Origin of the sequence: Paracoccus sp. TOH (assembly GCF_030388245.1) — a bacterium.
Lineage (GTDB): Bacteria > Pseudomonadota > Alphaproteobacteria > Rhodobacterales > Rhodobacteraceae > Paracoccus > Paracoccus simplex.
Map to the genome: position 1 here is coordinate 462045 of NZ_CP098360.1, position 22050 is coordinate 484094.

Below are 22050 nucleotides of genomic sequence, written 5' to 3' on the forward strand. Positions count from 1 at the left end.
GCCGCGCGGCGGGCCCTGGCCCCCGCCCTTGCCGGCCAGACGCCGGGAAGGGCGTTGCAATCCCGCCGCCGCCGCCACATCCTGCCGGGAAATCCCGGCCCCATCCCCGAGGCACATCATGCATTTCAGCTTTCCCGACGGCAGCGCCGTGCAGATCAACTGCCCGGATTCCGCGGCGCTTCTGGCGGCGGTGCGGCAGCGGCTGCAGGACGGGCGCGGCTTCGCCATCGCCACGCTGAACGTCGATCACCTGCAACGGCTGGGCGAGGATGCCGGCTTTCGCGCCGCCTATGCCGCGCATGACCTGGTCTGCGCCGACGGCAATCCCATCGTCTGGCTGTCCCGCATCGCCCGCCGCCCGGTGGCGCTGGCCCCCGGCTCGGACCTGGTGCTGCCCCTGGCGGCCGAGGCGGCGCGGGCCGGCCTGCCCGTCGCCCTGATCGGCAGCAGCGACGACTCGCTGGCGCGGGCGGCGCAGAGCATGGCCCGCGCCGTGCCCGGCCTGCGCGTCGCGCTGACCCATGCGCCGGGCTTTCCCTTCGATCCGCTGGGCGAGGAAGGCGCCGAGATCATCGCCCGCATCCGCGCCTCGGGCGCAAGGCTGTGCTTCCTGGCGCTGGGCGCGCCGCGGCAAGAGCTTTTCGCCATCCGCGCCCGCGACGCGCTGGGCGATACCGGCTTCGCCTCGATCGGGGCGGGGCTGGATTTCCTGTCGGGCCATCAGCGCCGGGCGCCGGGGCTGCTGCGCAGGCTCAAGCTGGAATGGCTGTGGCGGATGCTGTCCGATCCGCGGCGGCTGTTTCTGCGCTATGCCAAGGGCTTCGCCATCCTGCCCGGCCATGTCCGCCAGGCTTTGGCACTGCGCCGCGACGGTCGGGGCGGAGCCGGCGCGCGCAGTTAGCCGGCAAGCACCAGCCAGCCGGTCCGGGCGGCGGCCAGATGCACCTGCGCGCCCGGCTGCGGCAGGGCGGCGCAGGGCTCGTTGAACCGGTCCAGCACCACCTCGCGCCCCGCCACCCGGGCCCGCAACCGCTGGACCGAGCCGAGGAACTCGACGCCGGCGATCTCGGCCGGGATGCCCTCGGGGGCGATGCGCAGGCTTTCCGGCCGCGCCGCCAGGGTGACGCGGCCGGCAGGCAGCGGACGGTCCAGCGCGATCTCGGTCCCCTCGACGCGGACCAGGCCGCGGGCCGGGTCCAGCACCTCGGCCGGGAAGCGGTTCAGCGTGCCGACGAAGCCGGCGACGAAATCGGTGGCGGGCCGGTTATAGATCTCGGCCGGGGTGCCGGTCTGGTCGGCCACGCCCTTGTGCATGACCACGATGCGGTCGGAAATCGACAGCGCCTCTTCCTGGTCATGGGTGACGAAGATGGTGGTGATGCCCAGCTGCTGCTGGATCTCGCGGATCTGGTTGCGCAGGCTGACGCGGATCTTGGCGTCCAGCGCCGACAAGGGCTCGTCGAGCAGCAGCACGCGCGGCCGCGGCGCCAGCGCCCGGGCCAGCGCCACGCGCTGCTGCTGGCCGCCCGAAAGCTGCCACGGGTAGCGGCCGCCCAGGTCCGGCAGGCCGATCAGCTCCAGCATCTCGGCCACGCGGCCCGCGCGGTCGGCCCGCGCGACGCCCGCGACCTTCAGGCCGAAGCCCACGTTCTCGGCCACGGTCAGGTTCGGGAACAGCGCATAGGACTGGAACACCATGCCGATGCGGCGCTGGTTCGGCCGCGACCGGGTCACGTCCTGGCCGTCGATGCTGATGCGGCCGGCGCTGGGGGTTTCGAACCCGGCGACCATGCGCAGCACCGTGGTCTTGCCGCAGCCCGAGGGGCCGAGGAAGGACACGAACTCGCCCTTCTCCACCGACAGGTCGAAGTCGTGGACGACCTTGGTCGGGCCGAAGGATTTCTGCAGATGGTCGAGGGTCAGGAAGCTCATGTCGGTTGAATCCGTGTGCCGAACAGGCGGGAGATCAGCTGCATCAGCCCCATGCAGCCCCAGGTGACGGCGAAGGCGATCACCGCCAGCGCCGCCGGCTCATAGGCGCGGTTGGCGCCCAGCAGCTGCATGTAGGGGCCGAAGGCGGGACGGTTCAGCAGCGCCGCCATGGTGAATTCGCCGATGACGATGGCGAAGGACAGAAAGGCGCCGGACATCACCGCGCCCAGCACATTGGGCAGGATCAGCCGGCCGATGATCCGCACCCAGCCGGCGCCCAGCGATTGCGCCGCCTCGGTCAGCGAGCGCACGTCCAGCGTGGACAGCCCGGTGTCCACCGCGCGATACATATAGGGCAGCGCCAGCGTGGCATAGCCGCAGAGCAAGAGCAGGTTGGTGCCGGATGCCGTGCCGGTCAGCGGCAGGATCGAGCTGGTGTTGTAAAGCCGGATATAGCCGAAGACCACGACGATGGCGGGAATGACCAGCGGCAGCAGGGTGATGAACTCGATCACCGGGCGCAGCCGCGGCAGGCGCAGCCGCACCCAATAGGCGGTCGGCACCACGATCAGCACCCCCAGCACGATGGTCAGCAGCGCCATCACCACGGAATAGCTGAAGGTCTGCCGGAAGGCCGCGTCCGACAGCACCGAGCGATAGGCGTCCAGCGAATATTCCCCGCGCCGCATCCGCAGCGAGAATTCGATGGTGCCGATCAGCGGCAGCAGGAAATACAGCCCGCCGACCACCAGCGCCGCCCAGGACCACAGCCGTTTCATCGCATCCACCTTTCGGCGCGGGTGCGCATGATGACATAGGCCAGATTGGCAAGCCCCGTGACCACGATCATGCCGAAGGCCATGGCATAGCCCAGATGCGGGTCTTGCAGCACGTCGCCGCGGATCTGCGCGAACAGCATGATCGGCACGATGGACAGCGACGAGCCGGTCAGCGCATAGGCCGTCGCCACCGCGCCGAAGCTGTTGGCGAACAGCAGCGCAAAGGTGCCCAGCAGCGACGGGAACAGGATCGGCAGCGCCACCATGCGCCAATACTGCCCGGTCGAGGCGCCCAGCACCTCGGCCGCCTCGCGCCATTCGCGCTTCAGCCCCTCCAGCGCCGGGGTGATGATCAGGATCATCAGCGGGATCTGGAAGAACAGATAGGTCAGCGTCAGGCCCCAGAAGCTGAGCAGGTTGAAGCCCATGGCATAGATGTTGATGCCGAACCATTGCCGCAGCAGCATCGTGACCAGCCCCACCCGCCCCAGCGTGGCGATGAAGGCGAAGGCCAGCGGCACCCCGGCGAAGTTCGAGGCGACGCCCGAGAAGGTCATCAGCGGCGCCTTGATCCAGCGCGGCACGCCGCCCATCACCACCGCCGCCGCCATGGCGAAACCGATCAGGCAGCCCAGGATCGCCGAGGCCAGCGACACCTTGATCGAAATGGCGAAGCTGTCGACGATCCGCGGCGAGGCGAGCCCGGCCAGATTGGCCAGGGTGAATCCGCCCTGCGGATCCTGAAACGCGCCGATGACGATGTTCATCGTCGGCAGCACCAGGAACAGAGCCGCGAAGGCGAAAAAGGGCAGGACGCCCAGCCAGTTCCAGCCGATCTGTCTCATTCCGCCTCGCCCGTTCGGGACGGCCCCGCCGCGTCGGGCGGGGCCGGTTCTTGTCTTATTCCTTGACCGCCGCGCCGACGACGCTGTCCCAGCCCTCGGTCACCACCTTCTTGTTGGCCTCCTGCTGCTCCAGGGTCGGGAAGATCGCCTTCTCATAGGCCTCGGCCGGGGGCAGCGCGTCCAGCAGCTCCTGCGGCACCTTGCCGTTCTTGACCAGATCGTTGAAGCGGATCGGGTGGCAATAGCCCTTGAGCCAGGCCAGCTGGCCCTCGTCCGAATATAGATATTCCATCCACAGCTTCGCCGCGTTCGGATGCGGCGCATAGGCCGAGATCGCCTGGACATAGACGCCGGCCACCACGCCGTCCTCGGGGATCACCACCTCGACCGGCGGGTTGCCGTTCAGCCCGTCGCGCCACGACAGCAGGTTATAGTCCCATGCGGTGACGATCGGCGTCGCGCCCTGGGCGATGGTCGCCGATTTGCCGATGACCGGGACAAAGTTGCCGGCCTTGTTCACCTCGGCCATCAGCTCCATGCCCTTCTGGCCCGAAGCCTCGCCCGCCTCGCCGCCATTGGCGATGCCGGCCGCCATGACCGAGATGATCGCCTGCGCCGAGGCGCGCGGATCGCCGGCCAGCGCGAAGGCATTGGCGAATTCGGGCTTGGTCAGGTCCTTCCAGCTTTTCGGCACCGTGTCGATCAGGTCCGAGTTCACGCCGAAGGCCATCACGCCGTAATAGTCGCCATACCAATAGCCCTCGGCATCCTTGGCATCCTCGGGGATCGAGTCCCAGGTGGCGACCTTGTAGGGCTGGATCAGCCCCTCGTCCTTGGCCTGCGGGCCGAAGGACAGGCCGACGTCGATCACGTCGGGCGCCTGCGGGCCCTTGTTGTCCTTGTTGGCGCGGATCGCCTCCAGCTCGTCGGCCGAGCCGGCGTCGGGGTTCAGCTCGTTGACCTTGATCTCGGGGTATTTCGCCTTGAAGCCCTCGATCACGCCGCCATAGTTGCACCAGTCATGCGGCAGGGCGATGGTGGTCAGCATGCCCTCGGCCTTCGCGGCTTCTTCCAGCGCCGCCAGATCCTGCGCCGAAGCGGCGCCGGAACTCGCCAGCAGGGCCAGGGCGGCAAGCCCCGCCGCGGTCGATTGAATGGTCATTGGTCAACTCCGTTACAGAACACGCCCGCTGCAGGCGGCTGCTGCCACCTAGCGGCCCCGAGTGACAGTGTTGCGACACAGCCCCCCGCAAAGCAAAGGTTTTTTCCCGATCTGCCGAAACAGGCAGGCTGGCCGGCAACCTGACCCAAGGTCAGGGAACCAGCGTCACGCCCACCTTCATCGCCCGGCCGCCGACGCGGTAATCCGCCTCGACCCGGTGGCCGGGCCAGGCGGGATGCAAAGAGCCCAGCGAACCCAGCGAGATCACCGAGCCCGGCTTGAGCTCGTAGCTGCCTTGTTCGACCAGCCACAGCACCACATCCAGCGGATGGCCCAGCAGCATCTCGCCCGAGCCGGTGCCGATGCTCTTGCCGTCCAGCTTCAGGTTGACGGTCAGCGCCGCCAGGTCCGCGACCGGATCGTCCAGGTCGGCCATGGCGATGCCGCGCCCCAGCACGCCGCGCCACGGCGTCACGCCATAGGCCGCCATCAGCGGCCCGGTCGGCGCCACGTCCTTTTGCAGGGCGATGTCGGGCAGCTCGATAAAGGGCCGCACGTCGCGCAGCGCCGCCGCCACCTCCTCGCGCGTGCGGGCCTGCATGATGGCCGCGCTGCCGACCGTCACCACCAGATCGGCCTCGAAGAACGGCGCCCGGCTGCCCTTGAGGCTCAGCCGCGCGCCGTCGGGCAGCAGCATCGGCGCGAACAGCGCGCCGGTGACCGGGGCGGTCACGCCGAACCGCTCCTGCACCGGCTTCGAGGTGAAGCCCACCTTCACGCCGACCGGCGGGCCCAGCTCGGCCTCGAGAATGCTGCGGAAGGCGGCATAGGCGCAGATCCCGTCCTCGACCGTGCGCACCAGCGGATCGGGCAGGCGCTGGCCGGCGATCCAGCCGCGGGCGGCGTTCTGCATCAGCGAGACATCCGGGCAGGCCGCGACGGCCGCGCCCGCCAGAGGCAACAGCATTGCGCCCAGAATCAAGGATTTCATTCCCATGCCTCACGAATATCTTTCGCCAGACGATGCCGCAACAAAGGCCGGCTGTCACCGGGATTCTTGCGCCCCTGCGGCAACCTGGCGGCATACGGTTTGCATCGGCCCGCGCATCCCCTAGAAGAACGGGACCGAGGCGACAAGGCTGGACATGAGCGATCAACCCACCCCGATGATGGCGCAGTATCTCGCGATCCGCGAGGCCAATCCCGGCGCGCTGCTGTTCTATCGCATGGGCGATTTCTACGAGATGTTCTTCGAGGACGCCGTGGCCGCCGCCGCGGCGCTGGACATCGCGCTGACGAAACGCGGCACGCATCTGGGGCAGCCGATCCCGATGTGCGGCGTGCCGGTCCATGCGGCAGAGTCCTATCTGCTGGCGCTGATCCGCAAGGGCTTCCGCGTCGCCATCGCCGAACAGATGGAGGATCCGGCCGAGGCCAAGAAGCGCGGCTCGAAATCGGTCGTGGCCCGCGACGTGGTGCGGCTGGTGACGCCCGGCACCCTGACCGAGGAATCGCTGCTGGAGGCGCGGCGGCACAATTTCCTGGCCAGCTTCGCCGCCGTGCGCGAGGATTCGGCGCTGGCCTGGGTGGACATCTCGACCGGCGCCTTCCGGGTCATGCCCTGCCCGCCGGCACGGCTGACCCCGGAACTTGCCCGCCACGCGCCGCGCGAATTGCTGGCCGCCGAAGGCTCGCAGCTTGACGAGATCGCCGCCGAGGCCGGCGCGGCGCTGACCGAACTGCCCGGCGGCAGCTTTGACAGCAGCGCCGCCACGCGCCGGCTTTGCGCGCTGTTTTCGGTCGAGACGCTGGACGGTTTCGGCCAGTTCAGCCGCGCCGAACTCGCCGCCATGGGCGCCATCGCCGATTACCTGGAGCTGACGCAAAAGGGCCGGATGCCGCTGATCCGCCCGCCGGTGCGCGAGGCGCTTGGCGGCGCCATGCAGATCGACGCCGCCACCCGCCGCAACCTGGAACTGACCCAGGCGCTGTCCGGCGGCCGCGAGGGCTCGCTGCTGGCCGCCATCGACCGCACGGTGACGGCGGGGGGCGCGCGGCTGCTGGAACGCCGCGTCGGCGCCCCCTCGCGCGATCTGGCCGAGATCCACGCCCGGCAGGCCGCCGTCGCGCATCTGGTGGACGACCCGCGGCTGACCGGCGACCTGCGCGAGGCGCTGTCGCGCGCGCCCGACATGGACCGGGCGCTGTCGCGGCTGGCGCTGGAACGGGGCGGGCCCCGCGACCTGGCCGCGATCCGCGCCGGGCTGACGCAAGGCGCGGCCATCGCCGCCATGCTGGGCGATGACGAGATCGCCGTGCTGGCCGAGGCGGCGCGCGACCTGACCGGCCATGACGCATTGATCGACCTGCTCGACGATGCGCTGGTGGCCGAGCCGCCCTTGCTGACCCGCGACGGCGGCTTCGTCGCGCCGGGCCATGACGGGGATCTGGACGAGACCCGCCGCCTGCGCGACGAGGGCCGCGGCGTCATCGCCCGGATGCAGGCCGATTACATCGCCGAGACCGGGGTGCAGAGCCTGAAGATCAAGCACAACAACGTGCTGGGCTATTTCATCGAGACCACCTCGACCCATGCCGAACGCATGCTGGCCCCGCCGCTGAACGAACGCTTCATCCATCGCCAGACCACCGCGAACCAGATCCGCTTCACCACCGTCGAACTGTCGGAACTGGAAACCCGCATCCTGAACGCCCGCGACCGGGCGCTGGAGATCGAGCGCGAGATCTTTGCCCGCCTGTCCCGCGCGGTGCTGGACCGCGCCGGCCCCATCGGCCAGGCGGCCCGCGCCCTGGCCGAGATCGACCTGACCGCCGCCTTTGCCGATCTCGCCTCGGGCGAAGGCTGGGTGCGCCCCGAGGTCGATGCCAGCCGCGCCTTCGTGATCGAGGGCGGCCGGCATCCGGTGGTGGAACGCGCGCTCAAGCGCAAGGGCGAGGCTTTCGTCGCCAACGACTGCGCGCTGACCGAGGGCGAGACCCCGGCGATCTGGCTGCTGACTGGCCCGAACATGGCCGGCAAATCGACCTTCCTGCGCCAGAACGCGCTGATCGCCATCCTGGCCCAGGCCGGCGGCTTCGTGCCCGCCCGCCGCGCCCATGTCGGCCTGGTCAGCCAGCTTTTCAGCCGCGTCGGCGCGGCGGACGACCTGGCGCGGGGGCGGTCCACCTTCATGGTCGAGATGGTCGAGACCGCGGCGATCCTGAACCAGGCCGACGACCACGCGCTGGTGATCCTGGACGAGATCGGCCGCGGCACCGCGACCTGGGACGGGCTGTCCATCGCCTGGGCGGTGATGGAGCATCTGCACGGCCAGAACCGCTGCCGGGCGCTGTTTGCCACCCATTACCACGAGATCACCAGCCTGTCGGCCCGGCTTCCGGGCGTCGAGAACGCCACCGTCGCCGTGCGCGAATGGGAGGGCGAGGTGATCTTCCTGCACGAGGTCAGGAAGGGCGCCGCCGACCGCAGCTATGGCGTGCAGGTGGCGCGGCTGGCCGGGCTGCCGCCCGCGGTGGTGGACCGGGCCCGCGACATCCTGCACCAGCTGGAAAGCGGCGAGCGGCAGGGCACCGGCAAGCCGGCGGCGCTGCTCGACGACCTGCCGCTGTTCCGCGCTGCCCCGGCGCCGGCGCCGGCGGCCAGGGCGCAGCCCTCGGCGGTCGAGGCGCGGCTGCGCGACCTCAATCCCGACACGATCAGCGCCCGCGAGGCGCTGGACCTGGTCTATGAGCTGCGGGGCATGCTGGGTTCCGAGGGTTAGGGCGCCGCGTCCTGCGCCAGCGCCTCGTCCACCAGCTCAAGGATGCGGCGGGTGGCGTTGCGGCCGACATGCACGCCCAGCAACCCTTCCGAGACCGGCGGCACCTGCCCCAGGTCGGAAAGGCCCGCGATATCGGCGAAGACGGTATCGTAACGGCAGCGCGAGACATGCGCGGCGGGCAGGAAATCGCCCCAGCGATGCAGCTGGGTCTGGCGGGTGCCGATCTCGATCACCAGCGCGCCGGGCCGGGCATAGACCATGTTCGCCAGCCCGGCGCCGTGCGGCGCGATCAGGATATCCGCCGCCTGCATCTGCGCGATCTGCTCGAGCGGGCTCAGGTGCTCGAACGCCACCACCCGGAAGCCGCGGGCGGACAGTTCGGCCAGCAGCGCCTTGTGGCCGGTGATGCCGCGCGCCCGGGCGTCGCCGGCCTCGTCGCGGCCCATCCAGACCAGGCGCGGCCGCTCCTCGACCAGCTTGCCGGGCAACTGGCGCAGCGCATGTTCGCGCAGCAGCCGCAGGCTGCTGTCATAGGAGGCCATGAAGACGGCCTTGCGTTGAAGGGATTTCGAGCGCAGCTGGTCGGCCCAGCGCGGATCCACCCCCGGCTCGGCGATGGCGGCCAGGATGCGCTCGTCGCCGGTCTGATAGAGATAGTGCCGGTGGCTGTAATGCGCCCGCACCCGTTCATAGCTCTGCCGGCCCGTGACGAAGGCCACGCGATCCGCGATGCCGGGAAAGACCGCGGCGATGAAGCCGGGGATGAAATCCCGCACCTCGTCCTGCGGCAGATGCAGGTTGATCGGCTGGCCGCTGTCGTCATCGGCAAAGGCGGCCAGGCAGCCCAGGGTCTCGACGGTGAAATGGTAATAGTTGAAGCCGTTCTTCAGCTCGATGGCGATGGGCAGATCCTCGGCCAGTTCCTTCCAGACCGGCAAGGGCAGATCGGCGTCACGGCGCGCGCGCCGGAAGGCGTCGTGCAGCCGGGACTGGCGCTGCTCGTCCGGGTTCTTCTGGTCATAGCGGGTCCGCATCCGGCCGCCCGCGGCGCCGTTCAGCCAGACCCGCTCGCCGATCATGGCGAATCCGTGCCGGAAGGTCGCGTCTTCCAGCAGCACGGGCGCGCAGTTGATCTCCATCACGCTGGCCAGCGCCCGCTGCTGCTGCCGGTCGATGGCATTCTGCTGCGCGCCGCGCAGCGCCGGATCGTCGCTTTCGGCGAACAGCCGCACCCGCGCGCCCTCGGTCGGGCGCATGATCCAGCCCGGACGGGGCGGCAGATAGGACAGGCCGGGATGCAGGCCCGGCATGTGGAACACCGACATCGGGGGACGGGCAAGATCAATCTTCATCTGCCTCTCCTCGGTCTTGGGTCCGCGGGGGCTGCGGTCAGATCGTGACCTTCACGAAACTGTCGCGCAGCGCCGCGAACCGGGCGGCGGACATGGCCATGAAGGCCGGGTCGCCCTCCAGGATACGGCGGGTATGCGGGACCGCGCACGCATCCTCGCGGATGACGGCCAGGTCCAGAGGCATACCCACCGACAGATTCGAGCGCAACGCCGAATCCCACGACAACAGCACCGCCTTCTGCGCATCGGCAAGATTCGTCTCAGGCCGCACCACCCGGTCCAGGATCGGCTTGCCGTATTTGCGCGCGCCGATCTGCAGGAAGGGCGTTTCCTCGGCCCGGTCCAGCATGCCGTAGCCGCCCGAGCCCTGCATTGGTCATGACCTGGCGATAATCCTCGTCCTTCCACAGCGTCCAGGTCGGGACGTTGCGCAGGATCGGCTGCTCTCCCAGGCAGAGGCGGACCATCTCGGGCACAAAGGTATAGACCGCCTTGTCGTCGGCCACGCCGGCGCCCGGCGCCGCGGCGATGCCGACCCCGCCCGAGCGATAGACATCCATCAGCCCGGGCACGCCCAGCATGGAATCGCGCCGGAGGCACGGCGGGTCCAGGAACGGATCGTCGATGCGGTCAGCCGGTCCGGGTCGCCGCCCCGCCATAGACCGCGAAGGTGATGCCGATGCGGCGGAACAGCGCCTCGGCCTCGGCCCGCTTCATCCGGCGGATCTCGGCGGGCATGGTGTCGATCCCGTCCGAGAGCATGGCTAGGGCTCGCGCACCCGGCTGCCCTCGACCATTTCATGGCAATACATCGTCATCGCTGGACCCTCGCCGCTGCCGCTGGTCTTCGCATCCGGGCGGGCGCTGCCCACGGCCCCTACCCTGGCGGCAGGGGGTCTTCCGCTTGGCAGGATCGCGGCAGCCTGCTGCCGAAAATCAAGGCGGCGCGGGGGCCGAAGGGTCCGGCTTTCGGCAGCCAAAAGGCGGCGCGGGCCCGCGACGCCTTCTTGGTCGGGCAAGGCGGCCGGTCAGACGACGATCAGGTCGTTCTGCAGGGCGGCGATGCTGGTCAGGCCGTTCAGAGTCAGCGTATTGCCGTTGCCGAAGTCGAAGACGATATTGCCGCCCGCCACGCTGGCATGGGACAGGATCTGCGCCACGCTGCGCACCCCGCCGCCCCACAGCGCATCGTCGATGCGCAGCGTGTCGACATCGTCCCGGAAGTCCTGGATCACGTCGCGCCCGCCATGAAAGGCGAAATGATCGGCACCAAGGCCGCCAAACAGCGTGTCATTGCCCGCCAAGCCGGCCAGGACGTCGTCGCCGACCCCGCCATGCAGGGAATCGTTGCCCAGCGCGCCGAACAGCGTGTCGTTGCCCGCCAAGCCGAACAGGCTGTCATTCCCCAGCCGCCCGTCCAGCAGGTTGGCATGGCCGTTGCCGATCACCCGGTTCGCCAGCACATTGCCGGTGCCGTTCTGCGCCGTATTCGAGATCAGCGTCAGGTTCTCGAGATGCGCGCCAAGCTGCATCGAGACAAGGGACCGCACCATGTCGATGCCCTGCCCGGCCATCTCACGCAGCTGGTCGCGCCCATCGGTGACGTAGAAATCGTTGCCGGCCCCGCCGATCAGCACATCGGCCCCGGCGCCGCCATCCAGCCAGTCATTGCCATGGCCGCCGTTCAGCGTGTCGTTCCCGGCCAGACCGAACAGGCTGTCATGCCCCAGCAGCCCGTTCATCTGGTTGGCATAGAGGTTGCCGGTCAGCCGGTTCGCCAACTCGTTGCCGGTGCCGTTCTGCACCCCGTTCGCGATCAGTTCGAGATTCTCGAAATTGGCGCCGAGCTGCATCGAGACCAGCGCGCGCAGTGTATCCACCCCGGCATTCGCCGCCTCGGCGATGCTGTCATGCGCATCGACGACATAGGTGTCGTTGCCGGCGCCGCCCTCCAGCCGGTCCTGGCCGCCGCCGCCGTTCAGCGTGTCATCGCCGTTGTTGCCGCGCAGCGTGTCGTTGCCGGAACCGCCACGCAGCAGGTTGTTGGCCCAGTTGCCGATCACCAGGTCGTGGCCGTGGCCGGCCTGCACGTTCTCGATCACCGTGCCGAAGGCGATCGAGATATTGCCGACCAGCCCATAGGCGTTCGATACCGTGCCCGGCGCCAACGAGATGCGCTGGTTGTGGCTGTCGCCGGCCAGGTCCAGCATGTCCACGCCGCCCTGGTCGAAGATGGCGAAGGTGATGTCGTCGCGTGTATGCGCGTTGCGCAGCATGCCGGCGATGGTGGCATAGGCCGCGCCGGCATTGGTGTGCTCGCCATAGGTGTTGCTGCCGGTACGGATCGCGGTCGGGCCGTAAAGTTCCTGCATCGCCATGATGTCCGCGATCATCGCCGAGGCGACATAGGCGCGGGTGGCGTGGACGGCCGTGTTCTGCTGCTGATTGAAATAGGACATGATCGTGGCCTGCCAGCTATCGTTCAGATAGTGGTTGTCCACGCCGTAAACCGCACTGCCGTTGTAGTTGCCGGCATGGCCCAGCCCCAGCGCATGGCCGATCTCGTGGATATAGGTCTGGTAGCTGTAGCCGTTGAAGCCGGTGCCATAGGCGCTCAGCCAGTCCAGCCCGACATTGACATGCGAGTTGATGATGCGGCCGCCGCTGACGACCGAACTGGAATAGGCGCCGGTATCGTTGTCGTCGAAGGTGATGTGAAGGGTAGCATTCGGACCCGGGTTGCGGTTGAAGCGGATGCCGGTCACCGCCTCCCAGGCGTTCAGCGCCATATTGGCCAGCGTGCGGCCGGCCGCCGTCAGGCTGGACAGGTCCACGTTCAGCACGTCGCCCTGCCCCACGTCGAAGGCCCGGCGTTCGCGGCCGGTGCTTTCCCAATAGCCGTCGGTCAGTTGCTCGGCGATCTCGGCCATGGTGAAGTTGCGCAGCGGCTGCCGCGCCGCGATGCCCAGGCTGTAATTGCCGGAATAGGCGCCGGCATAGCTGCCCGCCTCGAGGTAATAGGTGCCGGGCTGCGTGACGGTCAGGACCAGGCGCGAGTTCAGCGAGCCGCTGTCGTCGTTATGGGCGACCTCGATGCCGGCACCGTTCATCACCCGCAGATAGGGGTCGTACAACCCGGCGCCGCCGCGTCCTTCCAGCGAGATGATGTAGGTGCCGGGCTGCAACTGCACCCGCACCCAGTCGGCGTCGCCGGCCCCCAGGAAGCCGTTGAACGTATCGCCCACGTTGATCCTGTAGCCGGTCCCGGTCGAGGCCGGGGCATCGCCGCCCTCGCTCCGCACGGCGCGCGCCACATCGGCCGCGGCGCCGAATTGCGGGTGGTCCGGCGCGCCTGCGTCGAAACTCCTGGCAAGACTCATGGCCAATTCCTTGTTTGAACTCATTTCCGGGAAAGCGCCTCGCCCAACAGCAGCCGCGCAAAGGATCTCAGCTGCGCCTCGGGGATCGTGGCGCGATCCATGACCGAAAGCTCGATCTCGTCGCCATCGTGCCGGCCCGAGGCGTCCTCGACGATCAGCCGCGCCCGCAGCCGGTCCGGGCGCTGGCTTTCCGCCTCCAGCCGCAGCCGCAGCGGCGCATCGGCCGCCGGCAGCAGGGAATGGCCGGACTGGCGCAGCTCGTCCTGCAGGGCGGCACAGACTTGCGCGACCACCGCATTGCCGGGTTCGGGGCAGGTCAGGGCGACGGGGCCGGCCCGGCCGGGCGCTCCGCTCATGACAAGGGCCGCAAGCACGAACGCGGGCAGGAAGGCGGGACGCATGGGCTCATCTCTTGTCCGGGGCAGGCCACTCATTCACCGGCAGATTAACTCGCCGCTCTGGGTAACATCAACGTGTCTGCACCCGGCCCCGGCCTGATCTTTCGGACAGTTCCGACACCGTTTCGCGGCCGATGCGGAGCATTCGACGCAGATTTCCAGGGCTTGTGGCAGGCCGGGCCGGCCTCCGCTTACCGATCGGTAAGGTTTGCGCGCTAGAACAGTCCTGGAAAAGACCAACGGCGGAACCAGACATGCAACTGACCTTGCTGCCCCAACCGGACGGGGTGACGATCCGCGTCGACGAAAAGCGCCTCGACGCCGCCATCGCCACGGCTTTCAAGGACCGCGTGCGCAGCATGATCGCCGATGGCGGCGCGCTGGTGGTGCTGGACCTGCGCGGCGTCGATTTCATCGACAGCTCGGGCCTTGGCGCGGTGATCGCGCTTTTCAAGGCGATGCCGGCCGACCGCCGGCTGGTGCTGACCGGCCTGACCCCCAATGTCGAGCGGGTGTTCCAGTTGACCCGCATGGACACGGTGCTGACCATCCGCAAGGATCCGCCGCCCGGCCAGAAAGGCCCCGCGCCATGAACGTCCCCCCGCTCCCGCCCGACAGGCGGCTGCACCGGCCATCGGCGGGCCCCCGGCCGATGTTCCACCGCATCTTCCGCGCCGATCCCGAAACCGTGCGCGCGGCGCTGCTGTTCCTGCGCCAGCGCTTCGACGGCAGCGCCGAGGACGAGGTGGTCGCCAGGCTGGAACTCGCGCTGGCCGAGGTGCTGAACAACATCTGCGAACACGGCACCCGGTCCGAGGCGACGCGGTTGGGCGGCCGGCCGCACGCGCCGCTGATCCATCTTTGCGTCGCCCGCCATGTCGGCGGCATCGCCTGCGCGGTGACCGATGACGGCCGGCCGCTGCCGCTGTCCTGTCTCGACCCCAGATGCCTGCCCCAGCCCGGCTTCGACGCCGGGGATTCCGCTTCGGTCCTGCTGCTGCCGGAAGGTGGTTTCGGCTGGTTCCTGATCCAGGAACTGACCGCCTCGCTCAGCTATTTCCGCGAAGGCCGGCGGAATTTCCTGGCCTTCATCGTGCCGGTGACCGAACCGCTGATGCAGGGCGCCCCCGCGCCCGGACCGGCCAAGGACACCGCTCCGCTCAGTTCAGCCCGAATTGCAGCGGATAGCGGCCGTCCTGGAATTCGCCGAACATCTCGGTGACCTCGGGATGTTCCAGCGGCTCGCCGGAATGGTCCGGCACCAGGTTCTGTTCCGAGACATAGGCGACGTAATAGGTCGCCTCGGTCTCGGCATAGAGATGGTAAAAGGGCTGGTTGCGCGACGGCCGCGATTCCTCGGGGATGGATTCGTACCATTCCTCGGTATTGGCGAATTCCGGGTCGACGTCGAAAATCACCCCGCGAAACGGATGTTCGCGGTGGCGGACCACCTGGCCCAGATTGTATTTCGCCGTCTTGGACGGAATCCGCATCGCATCTTTCCCGTTTGGCGCGGCTCATACAGCGAGCCCGCGCCACTGTCCACCGTCCCGGGCAGCACAGGACGGTCGCGCCCTGGGCTGCGGCCGCGGTGGCGCACGCCTTTCGCCCGCGACCGGGCGGCAGGATCGTCGTTCAGCGCCCTGGTCGGGCGGCGATTCCCGGTCGGGTACCGGCGCCATGGTCGGCAGCGCCATCTTGACCGCGCCGTCCTTCACCTGGTCTGGCATGCGCCGGACAGATCGGCACCCGGTTCTGCGCGTCATGGATCCGCTTCACCGGCAGCGGCCCGAGCTGGGCAGCGACCGCCGCGCAGGCGTTCGGACGGGAACCAATCAGCAGCCAGGGCAGCCCTTCGGACCCGCCGGGACGGCGTTTCTCATGAGGCGCTCCGCCAGCCCGGAGCCCTACCCCCTTTTCAGCCGGCTTTCGATCAGCAGGTCGGCCTCGTCCAGGATCGGATGCGCCACCGAGACGACATGCGCATTGATCCGCTTGAGGTCGCGCAGAAGGTCCAGGTGCAGCGACGAGGTTTGCTGGCTCTCCGCCCGCCCTTCGCGCAAGCGCATCAGGTGGCGCTGCGCCGACAGCCGTTCCAGCCGCCGGATCTCGACCTTCTCCTCCATCAGCTGCCGCGCCAGGTCGCGGTCGCGGGTCATGAACACGGTCTGGGCGACGCGCAGGTTCTCGATGGTCAGCAGGAACAGGTCGTCCAGTTCGCGGTAACCCTCGTCCGAGAAGCGCAGCCCCAGCCCGGCCTTCTTGCGGATCTCCGGCGCCAGCCCCTTGTCGATGATGTCGCCGACATGCTCGAGATTGATCACGTAGTCCAGAATGGTGATGGCCTGGCGCCGCTCGGCCTCGCCCGCCTCGCGGCCCAGCCGGGACAGGAAGCTCTTCACCTCCTGCTGCATGCGGTCCACCCGATCCTCGAGCACGCGGACCTCGGCCAGCGGCGCGTCGTCGCCGCGGGCGAAGGCGGTGCGCGCCTGCTGCAACATGCGTTCGACCACGTCGCCGATGGCCAGGGCGGCGCGGCTGGCGCGCGCCAGCGCCACGGCCGGCGTGTCCAGCGCCGAGCCGTCGAGCAGTTGCGCCTCGATCGGCGGCGACTGCTCCTCCTCGGGCAGGATGGTCGCGGTCAGCCGGGTGACCAACCCGGCAAAGGGCCAGAGCGCCGCGGCAAGGATCAGGTTGAAGGCCAGATGCGCCTCGACCGCCAGCCCGGTCTCGGGCAGCGGCATCACGGTCAGCAACTGCGCCGCCTGCCCGGCCAGCGGCAACGCCACCAGGCAGCCGATGCCGCGCACGATCAGGTTGCCCAGCGCGACCCGGCGCGCGGCGATGCCCTGCCCGGCCGTCGCCATCACCGGCGGGATCGCCCCGCCCAGATTGGCCCCCAGCACCAGCGCCACGGTCAGCGCCGGCTCCATGCCCAGCGACAGGACCAGCATCACCACGGCGAGCGAGGAGGAACAGAGCACCGCCAGCCCGGCCGCGAAGGCCAGCGCCACCGGCCAGGCATTGCCCAGCATCGCCAGGAACGCCGCCATGGCCGGCGATTCCCGCAAGGGCTCGGTCGCCTGGGTCAGCAGCGACAGCGACAGCAGCATCAGCGCGATGCCGATCAGCGCCAGCCCGCCCCCCGACCAGGCGCGCTGGTGGCGCCGCCGCAGCACATAGCCGACCAGCAGCAGCGCCGGCACCAGCGCCTCGAGCCCCGAGGCGACGATCCAGGCCGTCAGCGCCGTACCCAGATTCGCCCCCAGCAGCACGATCTGCGCCATCTTCGGCCGGATCATGCCGCGATCCACGAAGGACGCCGTCATCAACGCCGTCGCGGTCGAGCTTTGCAGCCCCAGCGTCGCCACCAGCCCGGACAGGAAGGCGCGCGCCCCGGTCTCGGTGCCGCGTCCCAGCACCATCTTCAGCTTCATTCCGAAGGCACGCACCATGCCGTCCCGGACCAGGCCAAGGCCGAAAAGCAGCAGCGCCACCGCGCCTGCCAGCTGAAGAATGACCGAAAGCGACTGCACGGCGCCTCACCTCCTGGAACATAACGGGAAACCGCCCGGATCGTTTCCCCGAGTATCCGGCCCCGCCGGCCCGCCGGTCAACGGATGTGAGGCATCTGCGAGATTTCCCGCCGGCGTCCTGGCGCCATTGCCACATGGGGCCGCAGGTCAGGCGCGCGGCACCGGCTGTCGCCCCTCCTCGGCCAGCAGATGCAGCCCGGTTTCGTCAAAGACCACCACGCTCAGCGGCCCGCCATAGGCGGCGCCGGTGTCGATGGCCAGGCGATTGCCGAAATGCGTTACCCGCTCGACCGGGGTATGGCCATGCACGATCAGCACCCCGTGGTCGGTGGCATCATCCAGGAAGCCCTTGCGGATCCAGACCAGGTCATGCTCGGTCTGCCGCGCCAGATCGACGCCGGGCCGGATGCCGGCATGCACGAACAGCGCCGGCGGAATCAGATGCCAGAGCGGCAGCGCGTCCAGCCAGCGCAGATGCGGTTCGGGCACGGCGCGCAGCACCTCGGCATGGGTGCGGGCGCGGCCGCGGATCTCGACGCCATAGGATGCCAGGGTCTCGGCCGCGCCCAGGGTCTCGTGCTCCAGCCAATGCTTGCCCGAGCCGAGCCCGGCGTCGATCCAGTCGGGACGCGCGGCAAAGATCGGCAGGAAGCGGTCGTGATTGCCCTTGAGCACAATCCAGGCCCGGCCTTCGGCCTGGCCGCGCAGCAGATAATCCACCACGCCGCGCGAATCCGGGCCGCGATCCAACAGGTCGCCGACATGCACAACCGTCCCGCCGCCGCCATGCGCCGCGTCGTCGCGGGCGATGCGTTCATGCGCCGCCTTCAGCAGGTCCAGATGCCCATGAATGTCGCCGATGGCATAGGTCCGCATGCCGCCTCCGCAAATGAAAACCCCCGGACCCTAGTCCGGGGGTTCGCAAGGTTCAAACCTCGAATTGCAGCGGCCGCACCTGCAGGAACTTGCCGGTGGCCCGCAGCGCCTCCAGCGCCTCGGGCTTCAGCGCCTCGTCAAGATAAAGGATGGCGATGGCATCGTCGCCGGTCTTGGTGCGGCCCAGGGTGAAATTGGCGATGTTCACGCCCAGGTCGCCCAGCGTCATGCCCAGCGCGCCGATGACGCCCGGCACGTCCCTGTTGCGGGTATAGAGCATGTGCTCGCCGATCTCGGCATCGACATTGATGCCGCGGATCTGGATGAAGCGCGGCTTGCCGTCGCTGAACACGGTGCCGGCGATCGAGCGCTCGCGCTTGTCGGTGACGACGGTGGCCTTGATATAGCCGTCGAAGACCCCCGACTTGCCCTGCGTGGTGGTGGCGACCTGCACGCCGCGCTCTTGCGCCATGACCGGGGCCGAGACCATGTTCACATCCGGGTTCGTGGCCTTCATCACCCCGGCGATCACCGCGGCATTCAGTGCCTTGAGGTTCATCTCGGAGGCGACGCCGTCGTAAAGCACATTGATCGCCTTGATGGGCTCGTCGGTCATCTGGCCGATGAAGGCGCCGAGATGGCCGGCCAGCTTCAGCCAGGGGCCCATCACCGCCGCTTCCTCGGCCGTGACCGAGGGCATGTTCAGCGCGTTCTGCACCGCGCCGGTCAGCAGGTAATCCGACATCTGCTCGGCGACCTGCAGCGCCACGTTCTCCTGCGCCTCGGTGGTCGAGGCGCCCAGATGCGGCGTCACCACAACGTTGGGCAGGCCGAAAAGCGGGCTCTCGGTCGCCGGCTCGGTGGCGAAGACGTCCAGCGCCGCCCCGGCGACATGCCCCGATTTCAGCAGCTCGGCCAGCGCCTGCTCGTCGATCAGGCCGCCGCGGGCGGCATTGACGATGCGCACGCCCTTCTTGGTCTTCTCCAGGTTCTCGCGCGACAGGATGTTCTTCGTCTTCTCGGTCAGCGGCACGTGCAGGGTGATGAAATCGGCCTTGGCCAGCATCTCGTCCAGCTCGACCTTCTTCACGCCCAGTTCCTTGGCCCGCTCCTCGGACAGGAAGGGGTCATAGGCCAGCACCTTCATCTTCAGGCCCAGCGCCCGGTCGATGACGATGGAACCGATGTTCCCCGCCCCGATGATGCCCAGCACCTTGTTGAAGACCTCGACCCCCATGAAGCGGTTCTTCTCCCACTTGCCCTCATGGGTCGAAACGCTGGCCTCGGGCAACTGCCGGGCCACGGCGAACATCAGCGCAATGGCGTGCTCGGCGGTGGTCACCGAATTGCCGAAGGGCGTGTTCATCACGATCACGCCCCGCTTCGACGCGGCCGGAATGTCGACATTGTCGACGCCGATGCCGGCGCGGCCGATCACCTTCAGGTTGGTGGCGTTCTCCAGCAGTTTCGCGGTCACCTTGGTCGCGGACCGGATCGCCAGCCCGTCATACTGCCCGATGACCTCGGCCAGCTTTTCCTTGTCCTTGCCGAGATCCGGCAGGTAATCCACCTCGACGCCGCGATCGCGAAAGATCTGCACGGCGGTCTCCGACAGCTTGTCCGAAACAAGAACCTTGGGCATTTTTCTATCCTCTTGGATATGCGGGGCCAGCGGGCAACCTTGGCCCGATCCGGCTTTCATCGTTTCACAAATACTCCCGGGGTCCGGGGCAGAGCCCCGGTCCGCCAGGTCAAGCCAGGGCGGCCTGCGCCTCGATCTCGGCCTCGAAGGCATATTCGATCCAGGGCATCAGCGCCGCCACGTCCGAGACCTCGACGGTCGCGCCGCACCAGATCCGCAGGCCCGGGGGCGCATCGCGATAGGCGCCGGCGTCCAGCGCCACGCCTTCCTTCTCCAGCCGCTTGGCGACGGCCTTGGCGAAAGCCGCCCCGTCCCGAATGCGGGGATCGGTGAACTTCAGGCAGACCGAGGTGGTCGAGGCGGTGGCCGGGTTCTCGGCCAGGTCCGCGATCCAGTCCTTATCGGCGATGAAATCGCGCACCGCGCCCGCATTGGCCTCGCACCGCGCGATCAGCCCGGGCAGGCCGCCGATGGATTGCGCCCATTTCAGCGCCACCAGGTAATCCTCGACGCAAAGCATCGAGGGCGTGTTGATGGTTTCGCCCTTGAAAATGCCCTCGATCAGCTTGCCGCCCTTGGTCATGCGGAAGATCTTCGGCAGCGGCCAGGCGGGGGTGTAGCTCTCCAGCCGCTCGACGGCGCGCGGCGACAGGATCAGCACGCCATGCGCGCCCTCGCCGCCCAGCACCTTCTGCCAGGAAAAGGTCACCACATCGAGCCTGTCGAAAGGCAGATCCATCGCAAAGGCGGCCGAGGTGGCGTCGCAGATGGTCAGCCCGGCCCGATCCGCCGGGATCGCATCGCCATTCTGCACCCGCACGCCCGAGGTGGTGCCGTTCCAGGTGAACACCACGTCATTGTCGAAATCGACCTCGGCAAAATCCACGATCTTGCCGTAATCGGCCTTGCGCACCACCGCATCCAGCTTCAGCTGCTTCACCACATCGGTGACCCAGCCCTCGCCGAAGCTTTCCCAGGCCAGCATCTCGACCTTGCAGGCACCCAGCAGCGACCACAGCGCCATCTCGATCGCGCCGGTATCCGAGGCGGGCACGATGCCGATGCGGTAATCCGCCGGCACGCCCAGCACGTCGCGGGTCAGGTCGATGGCCTCGGCCAGCTTGGCCTTGCCCACGGCAGCACGATGCGAACGGCCCAGCGGCGCGTCGGCAAGCATGTCCAGCGAGAAATGGGGGATCTTGGCACAGGGGCCCGAAGAAAAGCGCGGATTGGCCGGCCGCGCGGCCGGAGCAGTCTTGCCCATGATGTTAGCCTTCCAGCTATAAGCGCCGCGTTGGGGCGGCGTGTCCCGCTGACCGCCTTAGCGCCGCCGGGGGATTCCCGCAAGAAAAATTTGCAAGCGATGATTGCGACAGATTCGCGGCATGAATCCGACCGATTGATCCGCCGCACCGCTTTGGCTAGTGCTGCCGCAAACAACCGCCAAGGGGTCTGCATGTTCACCGTCACCATCCTTGCCGCGCCCGGCCGCGCCGACCTGTCCGCCGCGCTGGTCGAGGAACTGCGCGGCGCCTGGAACGGCGGCCGCCCGCTTTGGCTGGCCCCCGGCATCGCCGCCGAATTCCCGGTCGCCGCCGAGCCGCAGGATTTCTGGCAAGCCTGGGACAGGCTGCAGGCCGAGGGCTTCGACCTGGCTATCCAGTCGACCGCAGGCCGGCGCAAGGCGGTGCTGCTCGCCGACATGGATTCGACCATGATCCAGCAGGAATGCATCGACGAGCTCGCGGATGTCGCCGGCGTGGGCGAGCGCGTCGCCGCCATCACCGCCCGCGCCATGAACGGAGAGCTGAACTTCCACGAGGCGCTGCTGGCCCGCGTCGGCCTGCTGGCCGGCCTGCCGGAAACCGCCATCGGCCAGGTGCTGGACAGCCGCATCACGCTGGCCCCCGGCGGCCGGCAGCTGGTCGCGACCATGCGGGCGCAGGGTGCCTATGCGGCGCTGGTCTCGGGCGGCTTCACCGTCTTCACCGGCCCGGTCGCCACGGCGCTCGGCTTCGACGAGCACCGCGCCAACACGCTGCTCTCCGAGGGCGGCGTGCTGACCGGCCATGTCGCCCTGCCGGTGCTGGGCCGCGAGGCCAAGGTCGAGGCGCTGCAGGACATCGCCGCCACGCGCGGCCTGTCGCCCGCCGACGTGCTGGCGGTGGGCGACGGCGCCAACGACCTGGGGATGCTGCAGCTGGCCGGCACGGGCGTGGCGCTGCACGCCAAGCCGGTGGTCGCGGCGCAGGTCGATCTGCGAATCAACCACGGCGACCTGACCGCCCTGCTGTATCTGCAAGGCTACGCGGCCGAGGAATTCGTCGAATAGGCCGCCGCTTGCGGGACTTCCGCGCATCACCTGC

The 22050-nt window shown here is 68.7% G+C and carries 19 protein-coding genes and 2 pseudogenes; 5 read left to right on the top strand and 16 right to left on the bottom strand.

Going from position 1 to position 22050, the window contains the following annotated elements:
- The first annotated feature begins 118 nt into the window (after positions 1-118).
- On the top strand, positions 119-901 hold the full coding sequence (locus NBE95_RS02190; RefSeq protein WP_289894263.1) for a WecB/TagA/CpsF family glycosyltransferase: 783 nt from the start codon (positions 119-121) through the stop codon (positions 899-901).
- Here NBE95_RS02190 and NBE95_RS02195 read toward each other — a convergent pair.
- The 5 genes from NBE95_RS02195 to NBE95_RS02215 all read right to left on the bottom strand — a co-directional run bounded on the left by NBE95_RS02195 (position 898) and on the right by NBE95_RS02215 (position 5709).
- On the bottom strand, positions 898-1932 hold the full coding sequence (locus tag NBE95_RS02195) for an ABC transporter ATP-binding protein (RefSeq protein ID WP_289894264.1): 1035 nt from the start codon (positions 1930-1932) through the stop codon (positions 898-900). The two genes, NBE95_RS02190 and NBE95_RS02195, sit on opposite strands and share 4 nt — an antisense overlap.
- On the bottom strand, positions 1929-2711 hold the full coding sequence (locus tag NBE95_RS02200) for an ABC transporter permease (RefSeq protein ID WP_289894265.1): 783 nt from the start codon (positions 2709-2711) through the stop codon (positions 1929-1931). The genes NBE95_RS02195 and NBE95_RS02200 overlap by 4 nt, the downstream gene beginning before the upstream one ends.
- Entirely contained in the window at positions 2708-3556 is an 849-nt protein-coding gene (locus NBE95_RS02205) for an ABC transporter permease subunit (RefSeq protein ID WP_289894266.1), read from the bottom strand. Before NBE95_RS02205 ends, NBE95_RS02200 begins: the two co-directional genes overlap by 4 nt.
- A gap of 55 nt (positions 3557-3611) precedes the next feature.
- A complete protein-coding gene (locus NBE95_RS02210; protein WP_289894267.1) occupies positions 3612-4718 on the bottom strand; it encodes an ABC transporter substrate-binding protein in 1107 nt (368 codons plus the stop codon).
- Positions 4719-4869: 151 nt separating this feature from the next.
- Entirely contained in the window at positions 4870-5709 is an 840-nt protein-coding gene (locus tag NBE95_RS02215; protein ID WP_289894268.1) for a hydratase, read from the bottom strand.
- Between the two features lie 154 nt (positions 5710-5863).
- Here NBE95_RS02215 and mutS point away from each other — a divergent pair, with 154 nt between their 5' ends.
- On the top strand, positions 5864-8500 hold the full coding sequence (gene mutS, locus NBE95_RS02220; RefSeq protein ID WP_289894269.1) for a DNA mismatch repair protein MutS: 2637 nt from the start codon (positions 5864-5866) through the stop codon (positions 8498-8500).
- On the opposite strand, the gene NBE95_RS02225 is transcribed toward mutS, so the two are convergent.
- From NBE95_RS02225 to NBE95_RS02250, 6 genes and pseudogenes are all read right to left on the bottom strand, one after another.
- Entirely contained in the window at positions 8497-9852 is a 1356-nt protein-coding gene (locus NBE95_RS02225) for a glycosyltransferase family 61 protein (protein WP_289894270.1), read from the bottom strand. The two genes, mutS and NBE95_RS02225, sit on opposite strands and share 4 nt — an antisense overlap.
- Before the next feature lie 37 nt (positions 9853-9889).
- A pseudogene (locus NBE95_RS02230) lies at positions 9890-10186 on the bottom strand (peptidase); the annotation flags it as partial.
- A gap of 37 nt (positions 10187-10223) precedes the next feature.
- Positions 10224-10481: pseudogene (locus tag NBE95_RS02235) on the bottom strand (circularly permuted type 2 ATP-grasp protein); the annotation flags it as partial.
- A gap of 1 nt (position 10482) precedes the next feature.
- Complete coding sequence (locus tag NBE95_RS02240) at positions 10483-10614, bottom strand: hypothetical protein (RefSeq protein WP_289894271.1); 132 nt, start codon at positions 10612-10614, stop codon at positions 10483-10485.
- A 266-nt stretch (positions 10615-10880) separates the two neighbouring features.
- Positions 10881-13232, bottom strand: a complete 2352-nt coding sequence (locus NBE95_RS02245; RefSeq protein ID WP_289894272.1) for a M10 family metallopeptidase — start codon at positions 13230-13232, stop codon at positions 10881-10883.
- Positions 13233-13252: 20 nt separating this feature from the next.
- Positions 13253-13588 (bottom strand): hypothetical protein, encoded by a 336-nt coding sequence (locus tag NBE95_RS02250; RefSeq protein ID WP_289894273.1) that lies wholly within the window; start codon positions 13586-13588, stop codon positions 13253-13255.
- Between the two features lie 296 nt (positions 13589-13884).
- On the opposite strand from NBE95_RS02250, the gene NBE95_RS02255 reads away from it, so the two are divergent.
- Together NBE95_RS02255 and NBE95_RS02260 are read left to right on the top strand one after the other, a co-directional pair.
- A complete protein-coding gene (locus tag NBE95_RS02255; RefSeq protein ID WP_289894274.1) occupies positions 13885-14223 on the top strand; it encodes an STAS domain-containing protein in 339 nt (112 codons plus the stop codon).
- Positions 14224-14282: 59 nt separating this feature from the next.
- The gene (locus NBE95_RS02260; RefSeq protein WP_289894275.1) at positions 14283-14852 is read left to right on the top strand and encodes an ATP-binding protein; all 570 of its coding nucleotides are present in this window, start codon (positions 14283-14285) and stop codon (positions 14850-14852) included.
- Here NBE95_RS02260 and hspQ read toward each other — a convergent pair.
- The 5 genes from hspQ to NBE95_RS02285 all read right to left on the bottom strand — a co-directional run bounded on the left by hspQ (position 14791) and on the right by NBE95_RS02285 (position 20948).
- Positions 14791-15123 carry a heat shock protein HspQ gene (gene hspQ / locus NBE95_RS02265; protein ID WP_289894276.1) on the bottom strand — a complete coding sequence of 111 codons (333 nt, stop codon included), beginning with the start codon at positions 15121-15123 and terminating at the stop codon, positions 14791-14793. The two genes, NBE95_RS02260 and hspQ, sit on opposite strands and share 62 nt — an antisense overlap.
- A gap of 414 nt (positions 15124-15537) precedes the next feature.
- A complete protein-coding gene (locus NBE95_RS02270) occupies positions 15538-17166 on the bottom strand; it encodes a Na/Pi cotransporter family protein (protein WP_289894277.1) in 1629 nt (542 codons plus the stop codon).
- Between the two features lie 147 nt (positions 17167-17313).
- Positions 17314-18042: a metallophosphoesterase gene (locus NBE95_RS02275; RefSeq protein ID WP_289894278.1), complete on the bottom strand. Its 729-nt coding sequence runs from the start codon at positions 18040-18042 to the stop codon at positions 17314-17316.
- Positions 18043-18094: 52 nt separating this feature from the next.
- Positions 18095-19684: a phosphoglycerate dehydrogenase gene (gene serA, locus NBE95_RS02280; RefSeq protein WP_289894279.1), complete on the bottom strand. Its 1590-nt coding sequence runs from the start codon at positions 19682-19684 to the stop codon at positions 18095-18097.
- A 109-nt stretch (positions 19685-19793) separates the two neighbouring features.
- Entirely contained in the window at positions 19794-20948 is a 1155-nt protein-coding gene (locus NBE95_RS02285) for a phosphoserine transaminase (RefSeq protein WP_289894280.1), read from the bottom strand.
- Positions 20949-21140: 192 nt separating this feature from the next.
- Between NBE95_RS02285 and serB the strand changes: the two genes are divergently transcribed.
- Positions 21141-22016 (top strand): phosphoserine phosphatase SerB, encoded by an 876-nt coding sequence (gene serB, locus NBE95_RS02290; RefSeq protein ID WP_289894282.1) that lies wholly within the window; start codon positions 21141-21143, stop codon positions 22014-22016.
- Positions 22017-22050: the final 34 nt, after the last annotated feature.

Coding starts and splice junctions, on each gene's coding strand:
- NBE95_RS02190 (WP_289894263.1), top strand. CDS start 119: ATGCATTTCAGCTTTCCCGACGGCAGCGCCGTGCAGATCAACTGCCCG.
- NBE95_RS02195 (WP_289894264.1), bottom strand. CDS start 1,932: ATGAGCTTCCTGACCCTCGACCATCTGCAGAAATCCTTCGGCCCGACC.
- NBE95_RS02200 (WP_289894265.1), bottom strand. CDS start 2,711: ATGAAACGGCTGTGGTCCTGGGCGGCGCTGGTGGTCGGCGGGCTGTAT.
- NBE95_RS02205 (WP_289894266.1), bottom strand. CDS start 3,556: ATGAGACAGATCGGCTGGAACTGGCTGGGCGTCCTGCCCTTTTTCGCC.
- NBE95_RS02210 (WP_289894267.1), bottom strand. CDS start 4,718: ATGACCATTCAATCGACCGCGGCGGGGCTTGCCGCCCTGGCCCTGCTG.
- NBE95_RS02215 (WP_289894268.1), bottom strand. CDS start 5,709: ATGAAATCCTTGATTCTGGGCGCAATGCTGTTGCCTCTGGCGGGCGCG.
- mutS (WP_289894269.1), top strand. CDS start 5,864: ATGAGCGATCAACCCACCCCGATGATGGCGCAGTATCTCGCGATCCGC.
- NBE95_RS02225 (WP_289894270.1), bottom strand. CDS start 9,852: ATGAAGATTGATCTTGCCCGTCCCCCGATGTCGGTGTTCCACATGCCG.
- NBE95_RS02240 (WP_289894271.1), bottom strand. CDS start 10,614: ATGCTCTCGGACGGGATCGACACCATGCCCGCCGAGATCCGCCGGATG.
- NBE95_RS02245 (WP_289894272.1), bottom strand. CDS start 13,232: ATGAGTCTTGCCAGGAGTTTCGACGCAGGCGCGCCGGACCACCCGCAA.
- NBE95_RS02250 (WP_289894273.1), bottom strand. CDS start 13,588: ATGAGCGGAGCGCCCGGCCGGGCCGGCCCCGTCGCCCTGACCTGCCCC.
- NBE95_RS02255 (WP_289894274.1), top strand. CDS start 13,885: ATGCAACTGACCTTGCTGCCCCAACCGGACGGGGTGACGATCCGCGTC.
- NBE95_RS02260 (WP_289894275.1), top strand. CDS start 14,283: ATGTTCCACCGCATCTTCCGCGCCGATCCCGAAACCGTGCGCGCGGCG.
- hspQ (WP_289894276.1), bottom strand. CDS start 15,123: ATGCGGATTCCGTCCAAGACGGCGAAATACAATCTGGGCCAGGTGGTC.
- NBE95_RS02275 (WP_289894278.1), bottom strand. CDS start 18,042: ATGCGGACCTATGCCATCGGCGACATTCATGGGCATCTGGACCTGCTG.
- serA (WP_289894279.1), bottom strand. CDS start 19,684: ATGCCCAAGGTTCTTGTTTCGGACAAGCTGTCGGAGACCGCCGTGCAG.
- NBE95_RS02285 (WP_289894280.1), bottom strand. CDS start 20,948: ATGGGCAAGACTGCTCCGGCCGCGCGGCCGGCCAATCCGCGCTTTTCT.
- serB (WP_289894282.1), top strand. CDS start 21,141: ATGTTCACCGTCACCATCCTTGCCGCGCCCGGCCGCGCCGACCTGTCC.